The organism is Bifidobacterium lemurum (assembly GCF_014898175.1).
Lineage (GTDB): Bacteria > Actinomycetota > Actinomycetes > Actinomycetales > Bifidobacteriaceae > Bifidobacterium > Bifidobacterium lemurum.
In genome coordinates, this window is record NZ_CP062948.1 from 2,495,395 (window position 1) to 2,511,748 (window position 16,354).

Consider the following 16,354-nt stretch of genomic DNA (forward strand, 5'->3'; position numbering starts at 1 on the left):
GTGAGATTCCTCGACTCCGCTGCGCTCCGCTCGGAATGACGAGGGGAAGCTACGCTGCGCTCGGAATGACGAAGGAGGGAGGAATGCTACATCCGGAATGACGGAACATGTCATCCTGAGCGCAGCCCGTAGGGCGAAGTCGAAGGATCTCATTGGAGTGGTGAGATTCCTCGACTCCGCTACGCTCCGCTCGGAATGACAAGAGAGACAAGATTCCGCTCGGAATGACGAGGGGAGGCAAAGCCCCGCTCAGGGATACTGGAGCGCTACTTGGTGGCGGCGTCCACGCAGGCCAGGGCGTTGAGGGTACGCGGATAGCCGATGTAGGGCATGATCTGCGAGACGACCGCGATCATGAACTCCTTGGAATTGCCCACGCCCACACTCGCCTTCACATGGCTGGTGAGCTGCGGCTCGCAGCCTCCCTGCGCGGCGAGGAAGCAGGCGGTGATCATCTCGCGCTCGCGGTCGTCGAGGCCGCCGCGCGTGTAGTAGTCGCCGAAGCAGTTATCGACGAGCCACTGGCGTATATGCATCGTCTCGGCGGGCTCGCTGTGCGCGAAGCCGCGCATATGCTCGCCGAAGATGCGGATCTGCGTCTCCTCGCCCGCGGCCTCGCGGGCGTCTGCCGTGACCGTGCCCTGCGGTTCCAGCGGGGTCGCGACGCCGCGCTCGTGCAGCGCGTCGTTCGCGGCTTTGAGGAACGGCAGCGCGCGGCCGAATCCCAGATACGCCGTGCCTTGATAGACGATCTCCTTGATCTGGACCGGGGTCACGCCGGAATCAAGGGCGACCGGCACCATCATCGCGAACGCGTCCACGCCCTGGCATCCCATCAGCGCGGCCAGGACCGCCATCGAACGTTTCGCGTCGGTCAGTTCGGGATGGTTCGCGCCTTCGGCCTCGACCACCTCGCCGTAGGCGAAGTTCGAGAACAGTTCGATGAACTCGGGATCGCTCTGTTCCAGCGTCTGCCGTCCGTCCGCAAAGAATCCGCTGTTCTTCTTGCCAAACATCATGACTTCTTTCGTGTCGTGTAATACGTATTCATCAGCGTCATCCTGTGGGGATGCTTCGACTTCGTTGCACTCCGCTCAGCATGACGAATAATCATTATCAACGTCATCCTGAGCGGAACGAAGTGGAGTCGAAGGATCTCATATGAACCATTTATCGCAGATCCTTCGACTCCGGGCTGCGCCCTCCGCTCAGGATGACAAGGAGAGAGTGCTCAGATCCGTGGGCGGAAAGGAAGCGCTCTGCCTTGGATGACGGAGAGCGCAGCCGTTCAGACCTCGCTCACGCGCAGCAGGGACTTGATGGTGCGGCGTTCGTCCATGGCGGCGTAGGCCTCCTGGATTTGATCGAGCGTGAACTCGGCGGTGAACACGCGGCCGGGGTGGATCTCGCCCTTCATCACCAGGTCGAGCAGGTGGTCGACTTCGGTATCGTAATGACGCACCGGGGCGGGGCCGCCCTTGAGCCCCACGTTGCGGTAGAACAGTCCGGGAATGTCGGCCTCGACGTCGTGCGGCAGACCCACACGGCCGACGGTCGCGCCGGCGCGGGCCACCTTCATCGCGGTGTCGTTCGACTGGGCGGAGCCGACGCATTCAAGCACCGCGTCCGCGCCGTAGCCGCCGGTCATCTCCATCACCTTGGCCACGGCTTCGTCGCCGCGCTCGGCGATGATGTCGGTCGCGCCGAACTCGCGGGCCAGAGCCTGCCGGTCGGCGTGACGGCTCATCGCGATGATGCGCTTGGCGCCGCGGATCTTCGCGCTCAGCACGCCGCACAATCCCACCGCGCCATCGCCAAACACCACGGCCGTGTCACCCGGCTTGACTTCGGCCGAGGCGGCCGCATGGTATCCGGTCGGCATCACATCGGACAGCGCCAGCAGGTCGGCCAGCAGCTCGTCGGAGAACGACTTCGCGTCGCCCGGCACCACCACCAGCGTGCCGTTGGCATGCGGCACGCGCAGCGTCTCGGCCTGGCAGCCCATGCCCTCGTCGGAGCCGAAATAGCCGCCGTGCGGGCAGCTCGACTCGAAACCGGCCTTACACACCGGGCACACGCCGCAGGAGAACGGGAACGGCACGACCACGAAATCGCCCGGCTTGGCGACGGTCACGTCGTCACCCACCGACTCGACCACGCCGATCGCCTCATGGCCGGTCTGCGTGTCCGCGTCACGGCCGTCGCGGAAGAACCACAGGTCCGAACCGCACACGCAGGCGCGCACCACGCGGATGATCGCGTCGCCGGCGTCGACGACCGCGGGCGCGGGACGCTCCTCACACGCCATCTGCTTGATGCCCTTGTAAATCGCTGCCTTCATAGAATCGCTCCTTGGACGGCGCTCCCCGTCCGGCCGACGGCCGCCGCGACGGCGGGCGCGACCGGACCGGATGCGCATCATTGATACGCCTCACACTCTAGAAGAGGCGTATTTCGGATTCAAATGTTTCGCACGAGGGTTCAGCCATGCGCAAAAAGCATGGCGAATCCCGTCCGTCAGTCGACGGACTTCAGCGCGGCGAGCATATCGACCTTCTTCAAACGGCGCCACACGACCCAGCCGAGCGCGGCGAGCACCAGCGCGATCACCAGAGCCGGCATCCAGAAGGCGTGCGGCACGAGGGACGGATCGAACATCACCTCGTCGGGCGGCACCTCGGTGATGATGTAGCGGTGCAGCCACGCGCCGAACCCGAACCCGGCCAGAACGCCCAACGCCGACAGCACCAGGGTCTCCCGGTAGATGTACATCGTCGTCTCACCCGTGTGGAAGCCGAGCACCTTGATGGTCGACAGCTCGCGGATGCGTTCGGACACGTTGAGATTGGTGAGGTTGTAGAGGATCACCACGCCGAGCAGCACGGCCACGACGATCAGCACCTCCATGATCTGGTTGAGCGAGATGACGATCTGGTCGACCATCTGCTTGTTCGTGATGTTCTGCACCACTCCCCTCACGCCGGAAAGCTCCATGAACCGCGCCCCCTGCTCGGCCGCGTTGTCGGTGCTGGTATCGACGAGCCTGACCATATGCGCATTGGACTGGTATTCCTGATGGAAGGCGCGTTCGTACCCTCCGGAGCTCATGACCACGAAATGTCCGATGTACATCTCGCACACGCCGGTGACCGTGATGCGGCGCTCCACGCCGTTCTCGTCGTCCACGGCGAATGTGTCGCCCACGCCGACGCCCAAGGTTTCGCTGAGCCGTTCCGAAATGACGGCGCCGTTGTCGGTGAGCACCTGGGTACGCTCCGTGCCGCGCTCGCGCAGCGTCATATAGTCGCCGTAGTTGTACGGATCGTCCGTCACCAGCAGGGTCATCTCCTGCTTGTCGACGGAATCCCGGACGGTTTTCGTCAGCGTCTCGTAGTGGATGGGCATCGACGAGCTCACCGCGTCGTCTTCGAGCGCCGTCTGCACCTCGTCGCTCTGCTCCTGGTTGTTGTCGGAGTTCTCCGCCACGATGAGGTCGTAGTGGATCAGGTCGCCGAACTGGCGCTCGCTGATCTCGCCGATGGAGCCCTGCACGCCGAGCCCGGCGAACAGCAGCGCCACAGCGCCGCACACGCCGAATATGGTCATCACCATGCGTCCCTTGTATCGGAACAGGTTGCGCGCCGTGACCTTGCGCGTGAAGCTCATCCGGTTCCATAGCGGCGTGACCCGTTCGAGCAGGATCGTGGACCCTTTGGCGGGCGGTTTGGGCAACAGCAGTGCGGCGGGCTTCTCGCGCAGTTCGCGCGAGGCGACCAGCCATGAGGGCAATACGGCGCTCGCCCAGGCGAGCAGGAACGCCACGAGCGTGATGCCGGGGTGGAATTCGAGACTGATGCGGGGCAGTCGGAATCCGTTCGAATACGCCCGGTCCACGATCAGCGGCAGCAGCGTGTGTCCGGCGGCCGCGCCGATTATGGTGCCGACGGTGGAGGCGGCGAAGCCGTACATGGTGAATTTCCGCATCACATCCATATCGGAGTATCCCAGCGCTTTGAGGGTGCCGGAGTTGACGCGCTCCTCGTCGACCATGCGTCCCATGGTCGCAAAGGTGACCAGCGCCGCCACCAGATAAAGGAAGATCGGGAAGATGCGCGCCAGTTTCGCCACGATGTCCGCGATGATCATGTACACGCGGTAGCCCTCGCCGCCAAGTCCCTCGCGCCGTCCGTTGACGGAATAAGCCGGCACGCTTAGGCCTTCCACCTTCTCCTCGGCAAGACGGATCTGCCGTTCGGCTTCGGCGATCTGCTCCTCGGCCGCCGGCTTGGCCTCGTTGAATTCGTCGAGTTTGGTCTGGTATTCCTCCTCGGCCTGTTCCAGCGTGCGCTGGCCTTCGATCAGCTGGCTTGTGCCGTCCGTCGCGGAGTCGGCGAGGTCGCCCGCCTTGGAACGGATGGAGCGCTGCGAATCCTGGATTTGGTCGGCCGTGCTGCCGATCTGGTTGTACAGGTCGCCGATGGCGTCGTTCAGCGCCTGAAGCTGCTGTTGGGCGGATTCGAGGGAATCGGCCTGTTGGTTGCGATTGTCGGACAGCACCTCCTCCAGCCGCTGTTGGGCGTCGCGCAGCGCGTTGATCGATGAGTCGATCACGTCGAGATCGCCGCCGATGTCGTCCATCGTGGCCTGCGCGCCCAAAACCGCGGTGCTGCTTTCGGCTGAGATCTGATCCTTGCCTGCCTCGATCTGCGCTTTGGCTTGGTCGAGTTGCGCCTCGGCGTCGGCAAGCTGCGCCTTGGCCTCGTCGACCTGCTGGCGGGCCTTGGCTATCTGCTCGCGCCGGCTTTCCCGGATCTCCTCCACACGTTTGTCGGGCTGGTCCGCAAGACGCGTGGAGAGCTCGTCCTTGTGCTCCTGCACGCGGTCGGCGTACTCGTCGCTCCAATAGTCGAGTCCCTGCGTGTCGGTGAAGGTGATGCGGGCGATCATCGCCACGGCGGAGTCGAATGCCGCTTCGGTCACGACCGCGTACTGGTTGAGCTGTCCGCTGCCCGCCGTGGACGTGCCCAGGTTGAGTCCGGAGATCGCCTCGCTGGAACGCACGAATCCCACCACTTCGAATTCGTCGGCGGTCAGCACCGTGTCTCCGGCGATGTCTGGCTCCTCGGTGAGCGTGAAGGTGCTGCCGACGCCATAGGAGTCCTTTAATCCCTCGTCCAGCGCGATCTCGTCGGATGCCTGGGGCAGTCTGCCTTCGATCACCTCATAGGTGGATACGGCTTCGGGCAGCGAGTTGATCCGCACGCTGCGGTTCGTCCCCTTGATGACCACGTCTTTGAAATATCCGAACTCCGCCTGGCGCACGCCCGGCGTGCCCGAGATGACGGTCCGGTCGTCGTCGTTCAGCCCGTATTCGGACACCACGGTCACGTCGGCGAGGTTGTGCTCCCCATAGAACGCCTCGCCGGTAGCCTCCATATCCGGCCCCGTGACCCACAGTCCGACCAGGGCGAACGACCCCAGCGCCATCAGGCAGACGATGGAGACGAAGCGTCCCCACGAATGTGTGAAGGCCAGACGGATGTCTTTGCGCAGCATGCGTTTGGCCATGTCACCACTCCAGATCCTTGATGTCCATCGGATGCTCGTTGGTCTCCACGGCGGTGACGCGTCCGTCGTGCATGCGGATCACGCGGTCCGCGATGGGCGCGATGGCCGAGTTGTGCGTGACGATAACGACGGTGGCGCCGCGTTGGCGGCTCATGTCCTGCAGGATCTGGAGCACCTGCTTGCCGGTGTTGTAGTCGAGGGCACCGGTGGGTTCGTCGCACAGCAGGATCTTCGGGTTCTTCGCCACGGCCCTGGCGATGGCGACGCGCTGCTGCTCCCCGCCGGACAGTTGCGCGGGGAAGTTGTTCACACGGTCGCGCAATCCCACGTCGGTCAGCGCCTGCACGGGGTCCTGCGCGTCCGAGACGATCTCCGAGGCGAGTTCGACGTTCTCCTTGGCGGTGAGGTTGGCGACGAGATTGTAGAACTGGAACACGAAGCCGATGTCGTTGCGGCGGTAGTCGGTGAGCTGCCGGGCGGAATATCCGGAGATGTCCTTGCCATCGACGACGACCTGCCCCGAGGTGTTGGTGTCCATGCCCCCCAGGATGTTGAGCACCGTCGATTTGCCCGCGCCGGACGCGCCGAGGATGATGGCGAGCTCACCCTGTTCGATGGCGAAGGTGACGTCCTTGTTGGCTTCGATGACGGTGTCTCCCATGCGGTAGCGTTTGACGCTGTGGTTCATCTCGATGTATGGCATTGCCGTGTATGATCCTTAATTGAACAACATGTTGATTTATTGTCGTTGCGATTGTAGAATTCGAACGACGACGGGTCAATGAACAATCCGCTTCGAGTTGTTCAATTTGAACACTTCGAGGCGAATCGTCGAAACAAAGGAGCCGGCATGACGGCGAAACGCGCCACCAAATCGGAAGCGAAGATTCGCGCCGCCTTCATCACGCTGATGGGCACGAAAGGATTCGACGCCATGACCGTGAGCGACATCGCGCGCGAGGCGGGCGTCAACCGGGGCACCTTCTACATGCATTATCTCGACAAATACGATCTGCGCCAAAGACTGATCGATGACGAGGTCGAAACCATCGCCTCGATGGTGCTGGACGCCGCACCCGACCGGAAATCGCGCGAGCGTCTCGACCCATGCGACTACATCCCCTATGACGCGATTCTCGCGGCGCTCACCCGCATCCGCGACGAATACGAGTTCTTCGCCGCCATCACCGTGCAAGGCTCGGACACGACCCTCTACGACCGTATGAAGGATATCCTTAAAAACTTGGTCGATGTGAAGCTGCCGGGGCCGGGAGCCGACGGCTCCCACGGCATTCCCCGGCCGTACGCGCAGGAGATCCTCGCCTCGGCGGTCTCGTCGATCCTGTGGCTGTGGCTGCGGCGAGGCTGCAAGGAAAGCCCCGAACAGATCGCCTCGATCATCGAACGCAACAAGACCCTGGCCCCCGTCGCCCTGATCGAGTGAACGCTGTGTCGGCATCGTGGCGACGTGATTCGGCGCGGAATGAACACGGTCCAAGGCGAGTAGAGTGGGCTGCGTCAGCACCGGCCGCAACGAAGGGACTCCCCATGGACAGCGCACAAGACGTAGAACGTCGCCATCTTCTTCTGCATGCGGCCTATGACGCCGCCTCCGTGCGCGCGATGGAGCGCCCTCTGCTCGACGACAACGTGCCGCTGATGCGCATGGCCGCCTCGGCCACGGCGCAGGTGGCCGCCCGCATGCTGGACGACGCGGAAGTCGATTTGGACCACGCCCGCGTCGTGCTGCTCGCCGGCGCCGGAGACAACGGCGGAGACGGACTGTTCGCGGCCGCCGCGCTGGCCGAGGAGGGCGCGAAGGTGACCGCCATCGCCGTGGGGCGCGCGTTGCACGACAAGGGATTCGCCGCGTTCGTACGGGCCGGCGGCAAAGTGCTGGTGCTCGACCCCGCCGCCGACATCGCGGGCTGCTCCGCCGGATTCTCCGCGGGCGAGGCCGGGGAACGGCTGCAGGCCGCCATCGAGCTGGCCCAACGTGCACATCTGATCATCGATGCGATGACCGGCATCGGGCTGGTCGGCCCGTTGCGCGGCATCCCCGCCACCATCGCCGCCTCGCTCGGCATGTCCCCCGCGAGGGTGACCCATCCGCGCCGCTCCCCTATCGGGCGGCCATGCCCAACCGCGAACCGTCCGGCGAACTGCCGATGGTGCTCGCCGTCGACACGCCATCCGGCGTGGGAGTGGACGACGGTTCGCTGCCCGGACCGTATATCCCCGCCGACATGACGGTGACGTTCGGCGCGATGAAGTCCTGCGCCGTGCTGCCGCCGGCCACATTCGCCTGCGGTCGGCTTGAGCTGGTCGATTTCGGGTTCGATCTGGACTCGCGCAATCCCGTCGTGACGGCGGTGGGCGGTGAACAGGCCGGCGAAGCCATACGCCTGCCCCATGCGATGGATTCCAAATACTCGCGAGGCGTGGTGGGACTGGTCACCGGCTCCGCGAGATACCCCGGCGCCGCCGTGCTCACCGTGCGGGCCGCGTCGCGCGCGAACACCGGCATGGTGCGCTATCTCGGCCCCGAACGCGCGCAGAACATGGTGCTCGCCGCCGTGCCCGAGGCGGTGCTCGGCAAAGGACATGTGCAGTCGTGGGTGGTCGGCTCCGGCGTGCCCGATGCGGCGGCGCTCAAACCCGGCGAGAACGACATCCAACGCGAGACCATTGCACGGCTGCTGGCCCATTACGAGCTCGCCGTGGACGCCACCGACGACGACCCCGCCTACGATATGCCGCCCATCGTGGTGGACGCCGGCGCGTTGGACCTGCTGCCCGGCCAGGTGCCGCCGCAGGTGATCGTCACGCCTCATGCCGGAGAACTGGCCAAACTCCTCAACCGTCTGCGCGGGGACGCGCCGCGAGTGGATGATGAGAACGCGGGCGGCACCGCGTTGGATTCCGCCGTGCTGGATTCCGCAGGGCGCGGCGAGCCCGTATCGGCGGCCGACGTGCTGGCCGAACCGTTGCGGTACGCGCGGCTTGCGCATGATCTGACCGGCGCGACGGTGCTGCTCAAAGGCGCGGTCACCATCGTCGTCGGCGAATCGGATATGACGCTGGCCTCGGGCGTCGCGCCCGCCTGGCTGGGCACCGCCGGCGCGGGCGACGTGCTTGCCGGCATGCTCGGCGCGCTGCTGGCGCAATACGACGAGGACGCCGAAGGGGTGGACGCGGACGAATACGCCGACGACGTGGCCTCCATCGCCGCGGCAGGCGCCTATCTGCACGGAATGGCGGCCTCCATCGCCTCGGAATCCGAACAGCGCGGCTGGCAGGAGCCGGATGTGTTCGGCATGACGGGCCGGCATCGGTTCAACGCCGTGGGCCATCCGATCGTCGCCTCCGATGTGGCCAGGGCCATTCCCGACGCGATCGCGGAACTGCTCGCCTAGTCGCGCGCGGCCCCATATCCGGCGCGCGGGCCTGGGCGGACGGTATCATGGCACGCATGATTACCGATGTGATTTTCGATTTCTGCGGCGTGCTGTTCGATTGGCAGTGCCGCGCCTGCTTGGAGAAGGCCGGCTACCCGGCCGAACTGGTCGACCATATCTGCGCGGACGACGACCCGTGCGGCTTCTACGCCTATGAGGACCGCATGGACGCGGGTGAGGATTTCGCCGACATCCTGCCGGATGTGCGCCGCGAACAGGGCGACGAGATCGCCGAGGTGTTCCGCTACTACATCGGGCATTACGGCGATTCGCTCCCCCGCATGCTGCCGGGCATGGAGGATCTGCTGCGCGACCTCAAGACGGCCGGATTCGGCGTGTGGGGGCTGACCAACTGGTCTCATGAGACCTTCCACGTCGCCTTCGAGAAATATCCGCAGGTCGAAAAGCTGCTCGCCGGCACCGTCGTCTCCGGCGTGGAGAAGATGCACAAGCCCAACGCCGACATCTACGAGATGACGTTGAACCGTTTCGGCCTGACGGCGGAGCGGTGCGTGTTCTTCGACGATACGGCGAAGAACATCGACGGCGCGAACGCCGTGGGATTGCACGGCCGGCGTTTCACCACCGCCGAGCAGGCCCGCGCCGACCTCGCCGCGCTGGGCGTCGCACTATAGGGTATAAGTGGTCTTTTCGGCCACGGCGACTGCTATAAATAAGCCTTATGACTCTGCTGCAACTCAAGTACATCGTCAAAATCGTCGAATGCGGCTCCATGAACGAGGCCTCGCACGCGTTGTACGTGTCGCAACCGGCGCTGAGCTCGTCGGTCAAAGAGCTGGAGAACGAGCTGGGCATCGAGATCTTCACCCGCTCGTCGCAAGGCATCGCGCTGACCGTGGACGGCGCCGAATTCCTCACCTACGCGCGCCAGGTGCTCGACCAGGCCGCCCTGCTCGAGGAACGCTACAAGCACGCCAAACCGCGCAAGCAGCTGTGCCAGGTCTCCACGCAGCACTACATGTTCGCCGTCGAGGCCTTCGTCAAGATGATCGAATCGCTTAAATCCGACGAATACGAGTTCACGATCCGCGAGACCCGCACGCGCGACATCATCAACCAGGTCGCCAACATGCAGTCCGAGATCGGCATCATGTACCTTTCGGACTTCAACAAGGACGTGATCGGCAAGCTGCTGCGCGAGAAGCATCTGGAATTCCACCCGCTGTTCCGCGCGCCGCTGCACGTGTTCATCTCGCGCAGCAATCCGCTGGCCGGCAAGAAGGTCGTCACCATGGAGGATCTGAAACCCTTCCCGTTCATCCAATACGAGCAGGGCGAGGAGGGCTCCTTCTACTTCTACGAGGAGGCGGTCTGGCCGGACTACGCGCCCAAGCAGATCAACGTGACCGACCGCGCCACCATCCTCAACTTCATCATCGGCCTCAACGGATACACGGTGTGCACCGGCATCGACAACGGCGATCTCAACAACGAGAAGATCATCACCGTGCCGCTCGACTCCGACGAGACGATGCTGGTTGGTTGGATCACCAACGAGCGCACGAAACTGTCCAAGGCCGCCGAAACCTATCTGGACAAGCTCAAGGCGGTGGTGGCCGATCAGGGGTACGCGCTGATCGACTGATCCAGCCCGAAGCGCCCGTCCGTGCGGAAGATCGGTCGGGACATACCCTGATTTTCCCCTGAGAGGATTGGAGATGCCGGTCTGCGCGCAGGGACGGCGGTATTCTATGAGGAGCGAAGAGGGAGGCTCCGCCGCATGGATAGAAAAGAGATGAAGAGGCAGGCCCGACGCACCCTGCGCGGGCACTACTGGATTCTGGTCATCGTATGCCTGTTCGCGTCGTTCCTCGGCGCGGAATACGGCTCGTCGTTGTGGGCCACCACCTATGAGGATACGAGCGTGGTGAGCGCCGAAACCAGCGATCGGCTGCAATCGCTGGTCGCGGACATCGCCACGGACAACGAAGCCGAAGCCCGCGACGAGGTGCAGCAGCGTCAGGATGAGATCAAACGCGAGGACACCGTCAAAGCGTTGGGTCGTTCGCGCGGCGTGTTCTCCACCGTGCTCAACTCCTTCTCGTCGGGAGGCGTCATCCTTACCGTCTTCGATGCGATTCGATCCGTCGCGAGCTCGCAAAGCATCGCGGTCGTGATACTGGTGGTGCTCAGTCTCGTCGTCTACACCTTCGTCTGGCTGTTTATCAGAGACGTATCTCATCGTCGCCCGCAGGATGGTTCTGGAAAGCCGCGTCTACGAGCGTGTGCCGCTGCGTCGCTTCCTCTACCCCATCCAAACCCGCCAGTGGCCCAGGATGGCGTGGAACATGTTCGTGCGTTACGTCTACCAATTTCTGTGGACGCTTACCATCGTCGGCGGCATCATCAAACGATACTCCTACATCATGGTGCCGTACATTCTGGCGGAGAACCCCACCATCCGGGCGAACGAGGCCATCACCCTGTCCCGGCGCATGATGAAGGGGCACAAATGGGAGTGCTTCGTGGTCGAGCTGAGCTTCCTCGGCTGGGAGATGCTGAACGTGGCCACGTTCAGCCTGGTGGGCATCTTCTATTCCAATGCGTACCAAGCCGCCTTCTACGGCGAGTACTACGCGTACCTGCGCGGACTGGCCAAGACGAGCGGACTGCCCGGCAGCGAACTGATGTGCGACGTCTACCTGTTCGAGAAGCCCCAACGCGAGGCGGTGCGCTGCTCCTACAGCGACGTGGCGAGCGTGGTGGACGACGTCAGAGCCGCCGAACCGGTCGCCAAGCCGAGCGGATTCGTCGGATTCCTGTCGCAGCAGCTGGGCATCCAAATAAAATCCTCCCCGCAGGTGGTCGCGTATGAGGCGTATGAGGCGCGGCGGCATATGACGCGCGATGGACGTGACATCATCGAAGCTCGCGTCTATCCGGGCAGACTCGCCCCCGCTCCGATGCGTTTCAAAATGGAGGTGACGTCCGACCTGACCGCCGCGCGAAGCTACACGGTGCTGAATCTGGTCATGATGTTCTTCATCTTCTGCTTCGTCGGATGGCTGTGGGAGGTCAGCCTCGCGCTCATCACGGAAGGCGCGTTCGTCAACCGGGGCACCCTGCACGGCCCTTGGCTGCCTATCTACGGCACGGGCGGCGTCGTCATCCTCGTGCTGCTCAAACGCCTGCGCGACCGGCCGTATCTGGAATTCATCGCCGCGACGGTGTTGTGCGGCGTGCTGGAGTACTTCTCCTCCTGGTATCTGGAGATGACCCATGACGGGCAGCGTTGGTGGGATTACACCGGATACTTCCTCAACCTGAACGGCCGGATCTGCGCCGAGGGATTGCTGACCTTCGGACTGGGCGGCCTGGCGATCGTCTATGTGATCGCGCCCGCGCTCGACAACCAGCTGAGGAAGGTCAACGCCAAGACGTTGGCCGTGGTCGCGGTCGTGCTGTTGGCCGTCTATGCGGTCGACCAGGCGTATTCGATGGAACATCCGAACAGCGGGGCCGGGATCACGGATTATGCGGTTCGCACGTCCGAGATCTCCGCGCCGGACGTGCGAACATTCCGCACACGATAGTCACAGAGTCGCACACGGCGAAAACAACAGAAATGGGTGGTTTTCCAATGAAAACCACCCATTGCCATGTTCGTTTCAGAGCCTCGAAAGGGTCGCACGGGAACCGTCGGGGCCGACGTCCGTGCGACGGCCCTTAAGCCCCATACCGCCCAAGATACTCATCGGCCGCGGCCTTGATCTCCTCGGTCACATACGGCTGCCCGTCGTCGGTCATGATGCGCCGTCCCGCCTCGAAGATCTCACGCACGTTGGCGATGGCGAACACCGGGAATCCGAACTCCTGCTCCACGGCCTTGACCGCCGACAAATCGGAGTCGCGGGTCTTCTCCATACGGTCCACGGACAGCACCAATCCCACGACCTCGACGTCCGCCTCGGCCTTGAGCTTGGGGATCACCTCGCGCACGGCGGTGCCGGCGGTCATCACATCGTCGACGAGCAGCACCTTCATGCCGTCGGCCAGCTGCGTGCCGACCATCATGCCGCCGTCGCCGTGGTCCTTCTTCTCCTTGCGGTCGAAGGTGTATCCCACCTCCATGCCGTGCGCGCCGGTCAATGCGATCGCGGTGGAGACTCCCAGCGGAATGCCCTTGTACGCCGGGCCGAACACCGTGTCGATGTCGGCGGGCAGGTTGCCGGCCTCGATTTCGGCGGCGATCTTCTCGGCGTAGAACGCGCCGAGCGTGGCGATCTTACGGCCGTCGTTGAACGCGCCCGCGTTGATGAAGTACGGGCTTTGGCGGCCGGACTTCAACGTGAAGTCGCCGAATTTGAGCGCCTGCGATTCGAGCAGGAACCGGGTGAATCGGATGTCAAGCGAATCGGACATCATGCGTGCCTTTCTGTGGAATATGGGTTGCCTTGGGATGATGCGTGCCGTTGGCGCCCGGCCATGGGCGGACCGTCTTTGCGGGATCGCCGGGCGGCTTCCCGTCAGCGCCAGGTCCGGCCCGCGGCGAGTTTGGCCGCGAGTTCGGGGCGTTCGTCCAACAGGTCGTCGAGTTCGCGGGCCACACGCAATGGCGCGACCGGATCGAACAGAGCCGCGGCGCCGACCTCGACGGCGTTCGCGCCGGCGTACAGGTATTCGAGCGCCTTCTCGCCGGTGTCGATGCCGCCGATGCCGATGATCGGCACCTCGGGAAGGGCGGTGCGCACGCGGTAGACCGCGGCCAGTCCGACGGGCAGCACCGCGGGACCGGAGACGCCGCCGGTGACATGCGCGATGACGGGCTCGCCTGTGCGTATGTCGATGCGCATGCCGAGCAGCGTGTTGATCATGCTCAGCGCGTCTGCGCCGGCTTCGACGGCCGCGCGCGCGGGCACGGTGATGTCGGTGACGTTCGGCGTGAGCTTGACGATCATCGGCTTGTCGGTCATGGCGCGCAGGCGGGTGATGAGCTTGCCCAACGCCACCGGATCGGTGCCCACGCTCATGCCGCCGTGGCTCACGTTCGGGCAGCTCACGTTGATCTCCAGCATGTCGGCGGGCGAGTCGGCCAGCTTGGCGACCACTTCGGCGTATTCGTCGTCGCTATGGCCGGCCACGTTGGCGATGACCATCGCGCCCGCCTCCTTCAGCTGTGGCAGGTCGGTGGCCAGATAATGGTCGATGCCGGGATTCTGCAGACCCACCGCATTGAGATTGCTGCCGGGCCCTTCCGCGGTGCGCGGGGACGGATTGCCCTCCCACGGCACGGGGGATGCACCCTTGGTGCATACCGCGCCGAGTTGGCTCACATCGTAGAACCAGCGCACGGCGGCGTATTGGAAGGTGCCGGAGGCGGTGCCGACCGGATTCTTCCACGGCACGCCCGCCACGATGGTCGGATGCTTCCACTCGTGGTCCTCGTACAGGTTGATGTGCTTGGCTTCGCTCATCTCACTCACCCCATCCCAATTGTTCGCGCGTGAACACCGGACCGTCGGCGCACACTTTGAGCCGTCCGTCCACGGTGTCGACGGTGCACAGCACGCAGGTGCCGAAACCGCAGCCCATGCGCTGCTCCATGCTCAGCTGGCATGCGAGCGAACGCTTGGCGGCCCATTCGGCGACGGCCTTCATCATCGGCAGCGGGCCGCAGGAGAGGATCACCGTCTCCAATCCGTCCACCGTCAGCCCGCCGTCCACCGTCAGCCCGCCGTCCGCCTCCAGACGGTCGAGCAATGTGACCACGTTGCCGTGCGCGTTGTCGATGCTGACCGTGCGGTCGGCGTATCGCGCGAACACGTCGTCCGCGAAGCGCACGTCGCGGTATCCGACCACGGCGGTGGTGCGCGACCGTTCGTCGGCGGCGAGATGCTGTGCGGCACGCACCAGCGGAGGCACTCCGAGGCCGCCCGCCACCAGCAGATAGTGCGCGGGGTTTTTCGTTTTGAAGGGATTGCCGAGCGGACCGAGCACGTCGACCGTGTCGCCGGCCTGGTATCGCGCGAATTCGGCGGTGCCCTCGCCCACCACGGCGAAGATGACGCTCACCTCGTCGCCGTCGATTTCGCTGACGCCGAAGGGACGCGGCATCAGACGCATCGGATCCTTGGTATAGAGGTTCACGAACTGCGCCGGCTTCGCATGCGCGGCGATATAGGGATCATGGAAGGCCAGCCGGACGACGCCGGGCGCGAGCTGTGTGACGTCGGTGATCTCGACGGTGTGGCGTGGCGGAAAATATCCGGCCTGCACGGCCTCGGCCACCACGTCGGCCGTTGGGGTGAAGGTTGCCATTGCTCTCCTTGTGTGGTTGTGCGGAAGATGGGAATGTATCGGTCGTCTACAGCACCATGCGCAGGTTGTCGCGCATGTCGATGGCCGCTTCGCGTGCGGTGGAGGCGACCAGTTCGAGCGCCTCGTCGGCGGACATGGACTCGCGGTACTCCCCCGACTTCTTCCACGCGCCGATGATGCCGCGCGACGAGTTGACGATCGCGCCGGAGCCGTCACGGTCGAACATGCCGCGCACGTCGGCGGCCGTGCCGCCCTGAGCGCCATAACCCGGCACCAGGAAGAAGGTGTGCGGCATGCGCGCGCGCAGGGCCGCGCCTTCCTCGGGATGCGTGGCGCCGACCACCGCGCCGACGCGGGAATAGCCGTGGCTTCCGATCGAGTCGGCGCCCCAGCCTTCGACCAGATCGGCCACATGCTCGTACACCTTCTTGCCGTCGGCCAGATCGAGCATCTGCAGTTCGCTGCTCGACGGGTTGGAGGTGCGCACCAGCACGAACACGTCCTTGTCGGATGACTTCGCCGCGTCGACGAAGGGGGTGATGCCGTCGGTGCCGAGATACGGGTTGACGGTGACCGCGTCGATGTTCCACGGGTCGTACGAACCGTCGCCGGCGGCCACGCCGCTAAGCATATGCGCGTAGGCGGCGGCCGTCGAACCGATGTCGCCGCGCTTGACGTCGGCCAGCACGTACAGGCCCTGCTGCCTGGCGTATTCGCAGGTCATCGTGTACACGTCGATGCCGGCGGGGCCGAGCGCCTCATACATGGCTATCTGCGGTTTGACGGCCGGCACGATGTCGGCCACCGCGTCGATGACCGCGCGGTTGAACTCGAAGTAGGCGACGGCGAGCTGGGCGGCGGGCGCCTCCTCGGGAGTCTCCACGGAGTCGCGCACCTCGTCGGCGAAGCTGGCCACCACCTGCGGGGGCACCAGTGCCTCGGTCGGGTCGAGCCCGACGACGCTGGGATTCTGGGTGGCGTTGATGGCTGCGATCAGACGATCCATAGCGGGTCCTTTCTGTGCCGGATCGGCGGTGGCTTGTGGGGCG

Annotated in this window: 12 protein-coding genes and 1 pseudogene; 5 read left to right on the forward strand and 8 right to left on the reverse strand. The window is 64.5% G+C overall.

All coding sequences use genetic code 11. The annotated features are described in order from the left end of the window. Positions 1-266: 266 nt before the first annotated feature. The 4 genes from BL8807_RS09940 to BL8807_RS09955 all read right to left on the reverse strand — a co-directional run bounded on the left by BL8807_RS09940 (position 267) and on the right by BL8807_RS09955 (position 6,271). The gene (locus tag BL8807_RS09940; RefSeq protein WP_072727045.1) at positions 267-1,016 is read right to left on the reverse strand and encodes a carboxymuconolactone decarboxylase family protein; all 750 of its coding nucleotides are present in this window, start codon (positions 1,014-1,016) and stop codon (positions 267-269) included. A gap of 272 nt (positions 1,017-1,288) precedes the next feature. Continuing rightward, positions 1,289-2,341 (reverse strand): zinc-dependent alcohol dehydrogenase family protein, encoded by a 1,053-nt coding sequence (locus BL8807_RS09945; protein ID WP_072727046.1) that lies wholly within the window; start codon positions 2,339-2,341, stop codon positions 1,289-1,291. Positions 2,342-2,517: 176 nt separating this feature from the next. Then, a complete protein-coding gene (locus tag BL8807_RS09950) occupies positions 2,518-5,568 on the reverse strand; it encodes an ABC transporter permease (protein ID WP_072727047.1) in 3,051 nt (1,016 codons plus the stop codon). A 1-nt stretch (position 5,569) separates the two neighbouring features. Next, a complete protein-coding gene (locus BL8807_RS09955) occupies positions 5,570-6,271 on the reverse strand; it encodes an ABC transporter ATP-binding protein (protein ID WP_072727048.1) in 702 nt (233 codons plus the stop codon). 147 nt (positions 6,272-6,418) lie between these two features. On the opposite strand from BL8807_RS09955, the gene BL8807_RS09960 reads away from it, so the two are divergent. From BL8807_RS09960 to BL8807_RS09980, 5 genes and pseudogenes are all read left to right on the forward strand, one after another. Beyond that, positions 6,419-7,012 carry a TetR/AcrR family transcriptional regulator gene (locus BL8807_RS09960; protein WP_072727049.1) on the forward strand — a complete coding sequence of 198 codons (594 nt, stop codon included), beginning with the start codon at positions 6,419-6,421 and terminating at the stop codon, positions 7,010-7,012. Between the two features lie 104 nt (positions 7,013-7,116). Then, positions 7,117-8,984 (forward strand): annotated as a pseudogene (locus BL8807_RS09965) (bifunctional ADP-dependent NAD(P)H-hydrate dehydratase/NAD(P)H-hydrate epimerase). Positions 8,985-9,031: 47 nt separating this feature from the next. Next, the gene (locus tag BL8807_RS09970; RefSeq protein WP_072727051.1) at positions 9,032-9,661 is read left to right on the forward strand and encodes an HAD family hydrolase; all 630 of its coding nucleotides are present in this window, start codon (positions 9,032-9,034) and stop codon (positions 9,659-9,661) included. 47 nt (positions 9,662-9,708) lie between these two features. Beyond that, the gene (locus tag BL8807_RS09975; RefSeq protein ID WP_072727052.1) at positions 9,709-10,632 is read left to right on the forward strand and encodes a LysR family transcriptional regulator; all 924 of its coding nucleotides are present in this window, start codon (positions 9,709-9,711) and stop codon (positions 10,630-10,632) included. Positions 10,633-11,242: 610 nt separating this feature from the next. Beyond that, positions 11,243-12,580, forward strand: a complete 1,338-nt coding sequence (locus BL8807_RS09980; RefSeq protein WP_226847337.1) for a DUF975 family protein — start codon at positions 11,243-11,245, stop codon at positions 12,578-12,580. A gap of 133 nt (positions 12,581-12,713) precedes the next feature. Here the strand turns inward: BL8807_RS09980 and pyrE are convergent, their stop codons facing one another. The 4 genes from pyrE to pyrF form a co-directional block, all read right to left on the reverse strand. Next, positions 12,714-13,409, reverse strand: coding sequence for an orotate phosphoribosyltransferase (pyrE, locus tag BL8807_RS09985; RefSeq protein ID WP_072727053.1), 696 nt, complete (start codon positions 13,407-13,409; stop codon positions 12,714-12,716). A gap of 104 nt (positions 13,410-13,513) precedes the next feature. Continuing rightward, a complete protein-coding gene (locus BL8807_RS09990; protein ID WP_072727054.1) occupies positions 13,514-14,461 on the reverse strand; it encodes a dihydroorotate dehydrogenase in 948 nt (315 codons plus the stop codon). A 1-nt stretch (position 14,462) separates the two neighbouring features. Then, positions 14,463-15,305 (reverse strand): dihydroorotate dehydrogenase electron transfer subunit, encoded by an 843-nt coding sequence (locus BL8807_RS09995; protein ID WP_072727055.1) that lies wholly within the window; start codon positions 15,303-15,305, stop codon positions 14,463-14,465. A 46-nt stretch (positions 15,306-15,351) separates the two neighbouring features. After that, positions 15,352-16,311 carry an orotidine-5'-phosphate decarboxylase gene (gene pyrF, locus BL8807_RS10000; RefSeq protein ID WP_072727056.1) on the reverse strand — a complete coding sequence of 320 codons (960 nt, stop codon included), beginning with the start codon at positions 16,309-16,311 and terminating at the stop codon, positions 15,352-15,354. Positions 16,312-16,354: the final 43 nt, after the last annotated feature.

Bases quoted from the DNA above. Each gene is read 5' to 3' on its own strand.
- BL8807_RS09940 (WP_072727045.1), bottom strand. From the start codon at position 1,016: ATGTTTGGCAAGAAGAACAGCGGATTCTTTGCGGACGGACGGCAGACG.
- BL8807_RS09945 (WP_072727046.1), bottom strand. From the start codon at position 2,341: ATGAAGGCAGCGATTTACAAGGGCATCAAGCAGATGGCGTGTGAGGAG.
- BL8807_RS09950 (WP_072727047.1), bottom strand. From the start codon at position 5,568: ATGGCCAAACGCATGCTGCGCAAAGACATCCGTCTGGCCTTCACACAT.
- BL8807_RS09955 (WP_072727048.1), bottom strand. From the start codon at position 6,271: ATGCCATACATCGAGATGAACCACAGCGTCAAACGCTACCGCATGGGA.
- BL8807_RS09960 (WP_072727049.1), top strand. From the start codon at position 6,419: ATGACGGCGAAACGCGCCACCAAATCGGAAGCGAAGATTCGCGCCGCC.
- BL8807_RS09970 (WP_072727051.1), top strand. From the start codon at position 9,032: ATGGCACGCATGATTACCGATGTGATTTTCGATTTCTGCGGCGTGCTG.
- BL8807_RS09975 (WP_072727052.1), top strand. From the start codon at position 9,709: ATGACTCTGCTGCAACTCAAGTACATCGTCAAAATCGTCGAATGCGGC.
- BL8807_RS09980 (WP_226847337.1), top strand. From the start codon at position 11,243: ATGGTTCTGGAAAGCCGCGTCTACGAGCGTGTGCCGCTGCGTCGCTTC.
- pyrE (WP_072727053.1), bottom strand. From the start codon at position 13,409: ATGTCCGATTCGCTTGACATCCGATTCACCCGGTTCCTGCTCGAATCG.
- BL8807_RS09990 (WP_072727054.1), bottom strand. From the start codon at position 14,461: ATGAGCGAAGCCAAGCACATCAACCTGTACGAGGACCACGAGTGGAAG.
- BL8807_RS09995 (WP_072727055.1), bottom strand. From the start codon at position 15,305: ATGGCAACCTTCACCCCAACGGCCGACGTGGTGGCCGAGGCCGTGCAG.
- pyrF (WP_072727056.1), bottom strand. From the start codon at position 16,311: ATGGATCGTCTGATCGCAGCCATCAACGCCACCCAGAATCCCAGCGTC.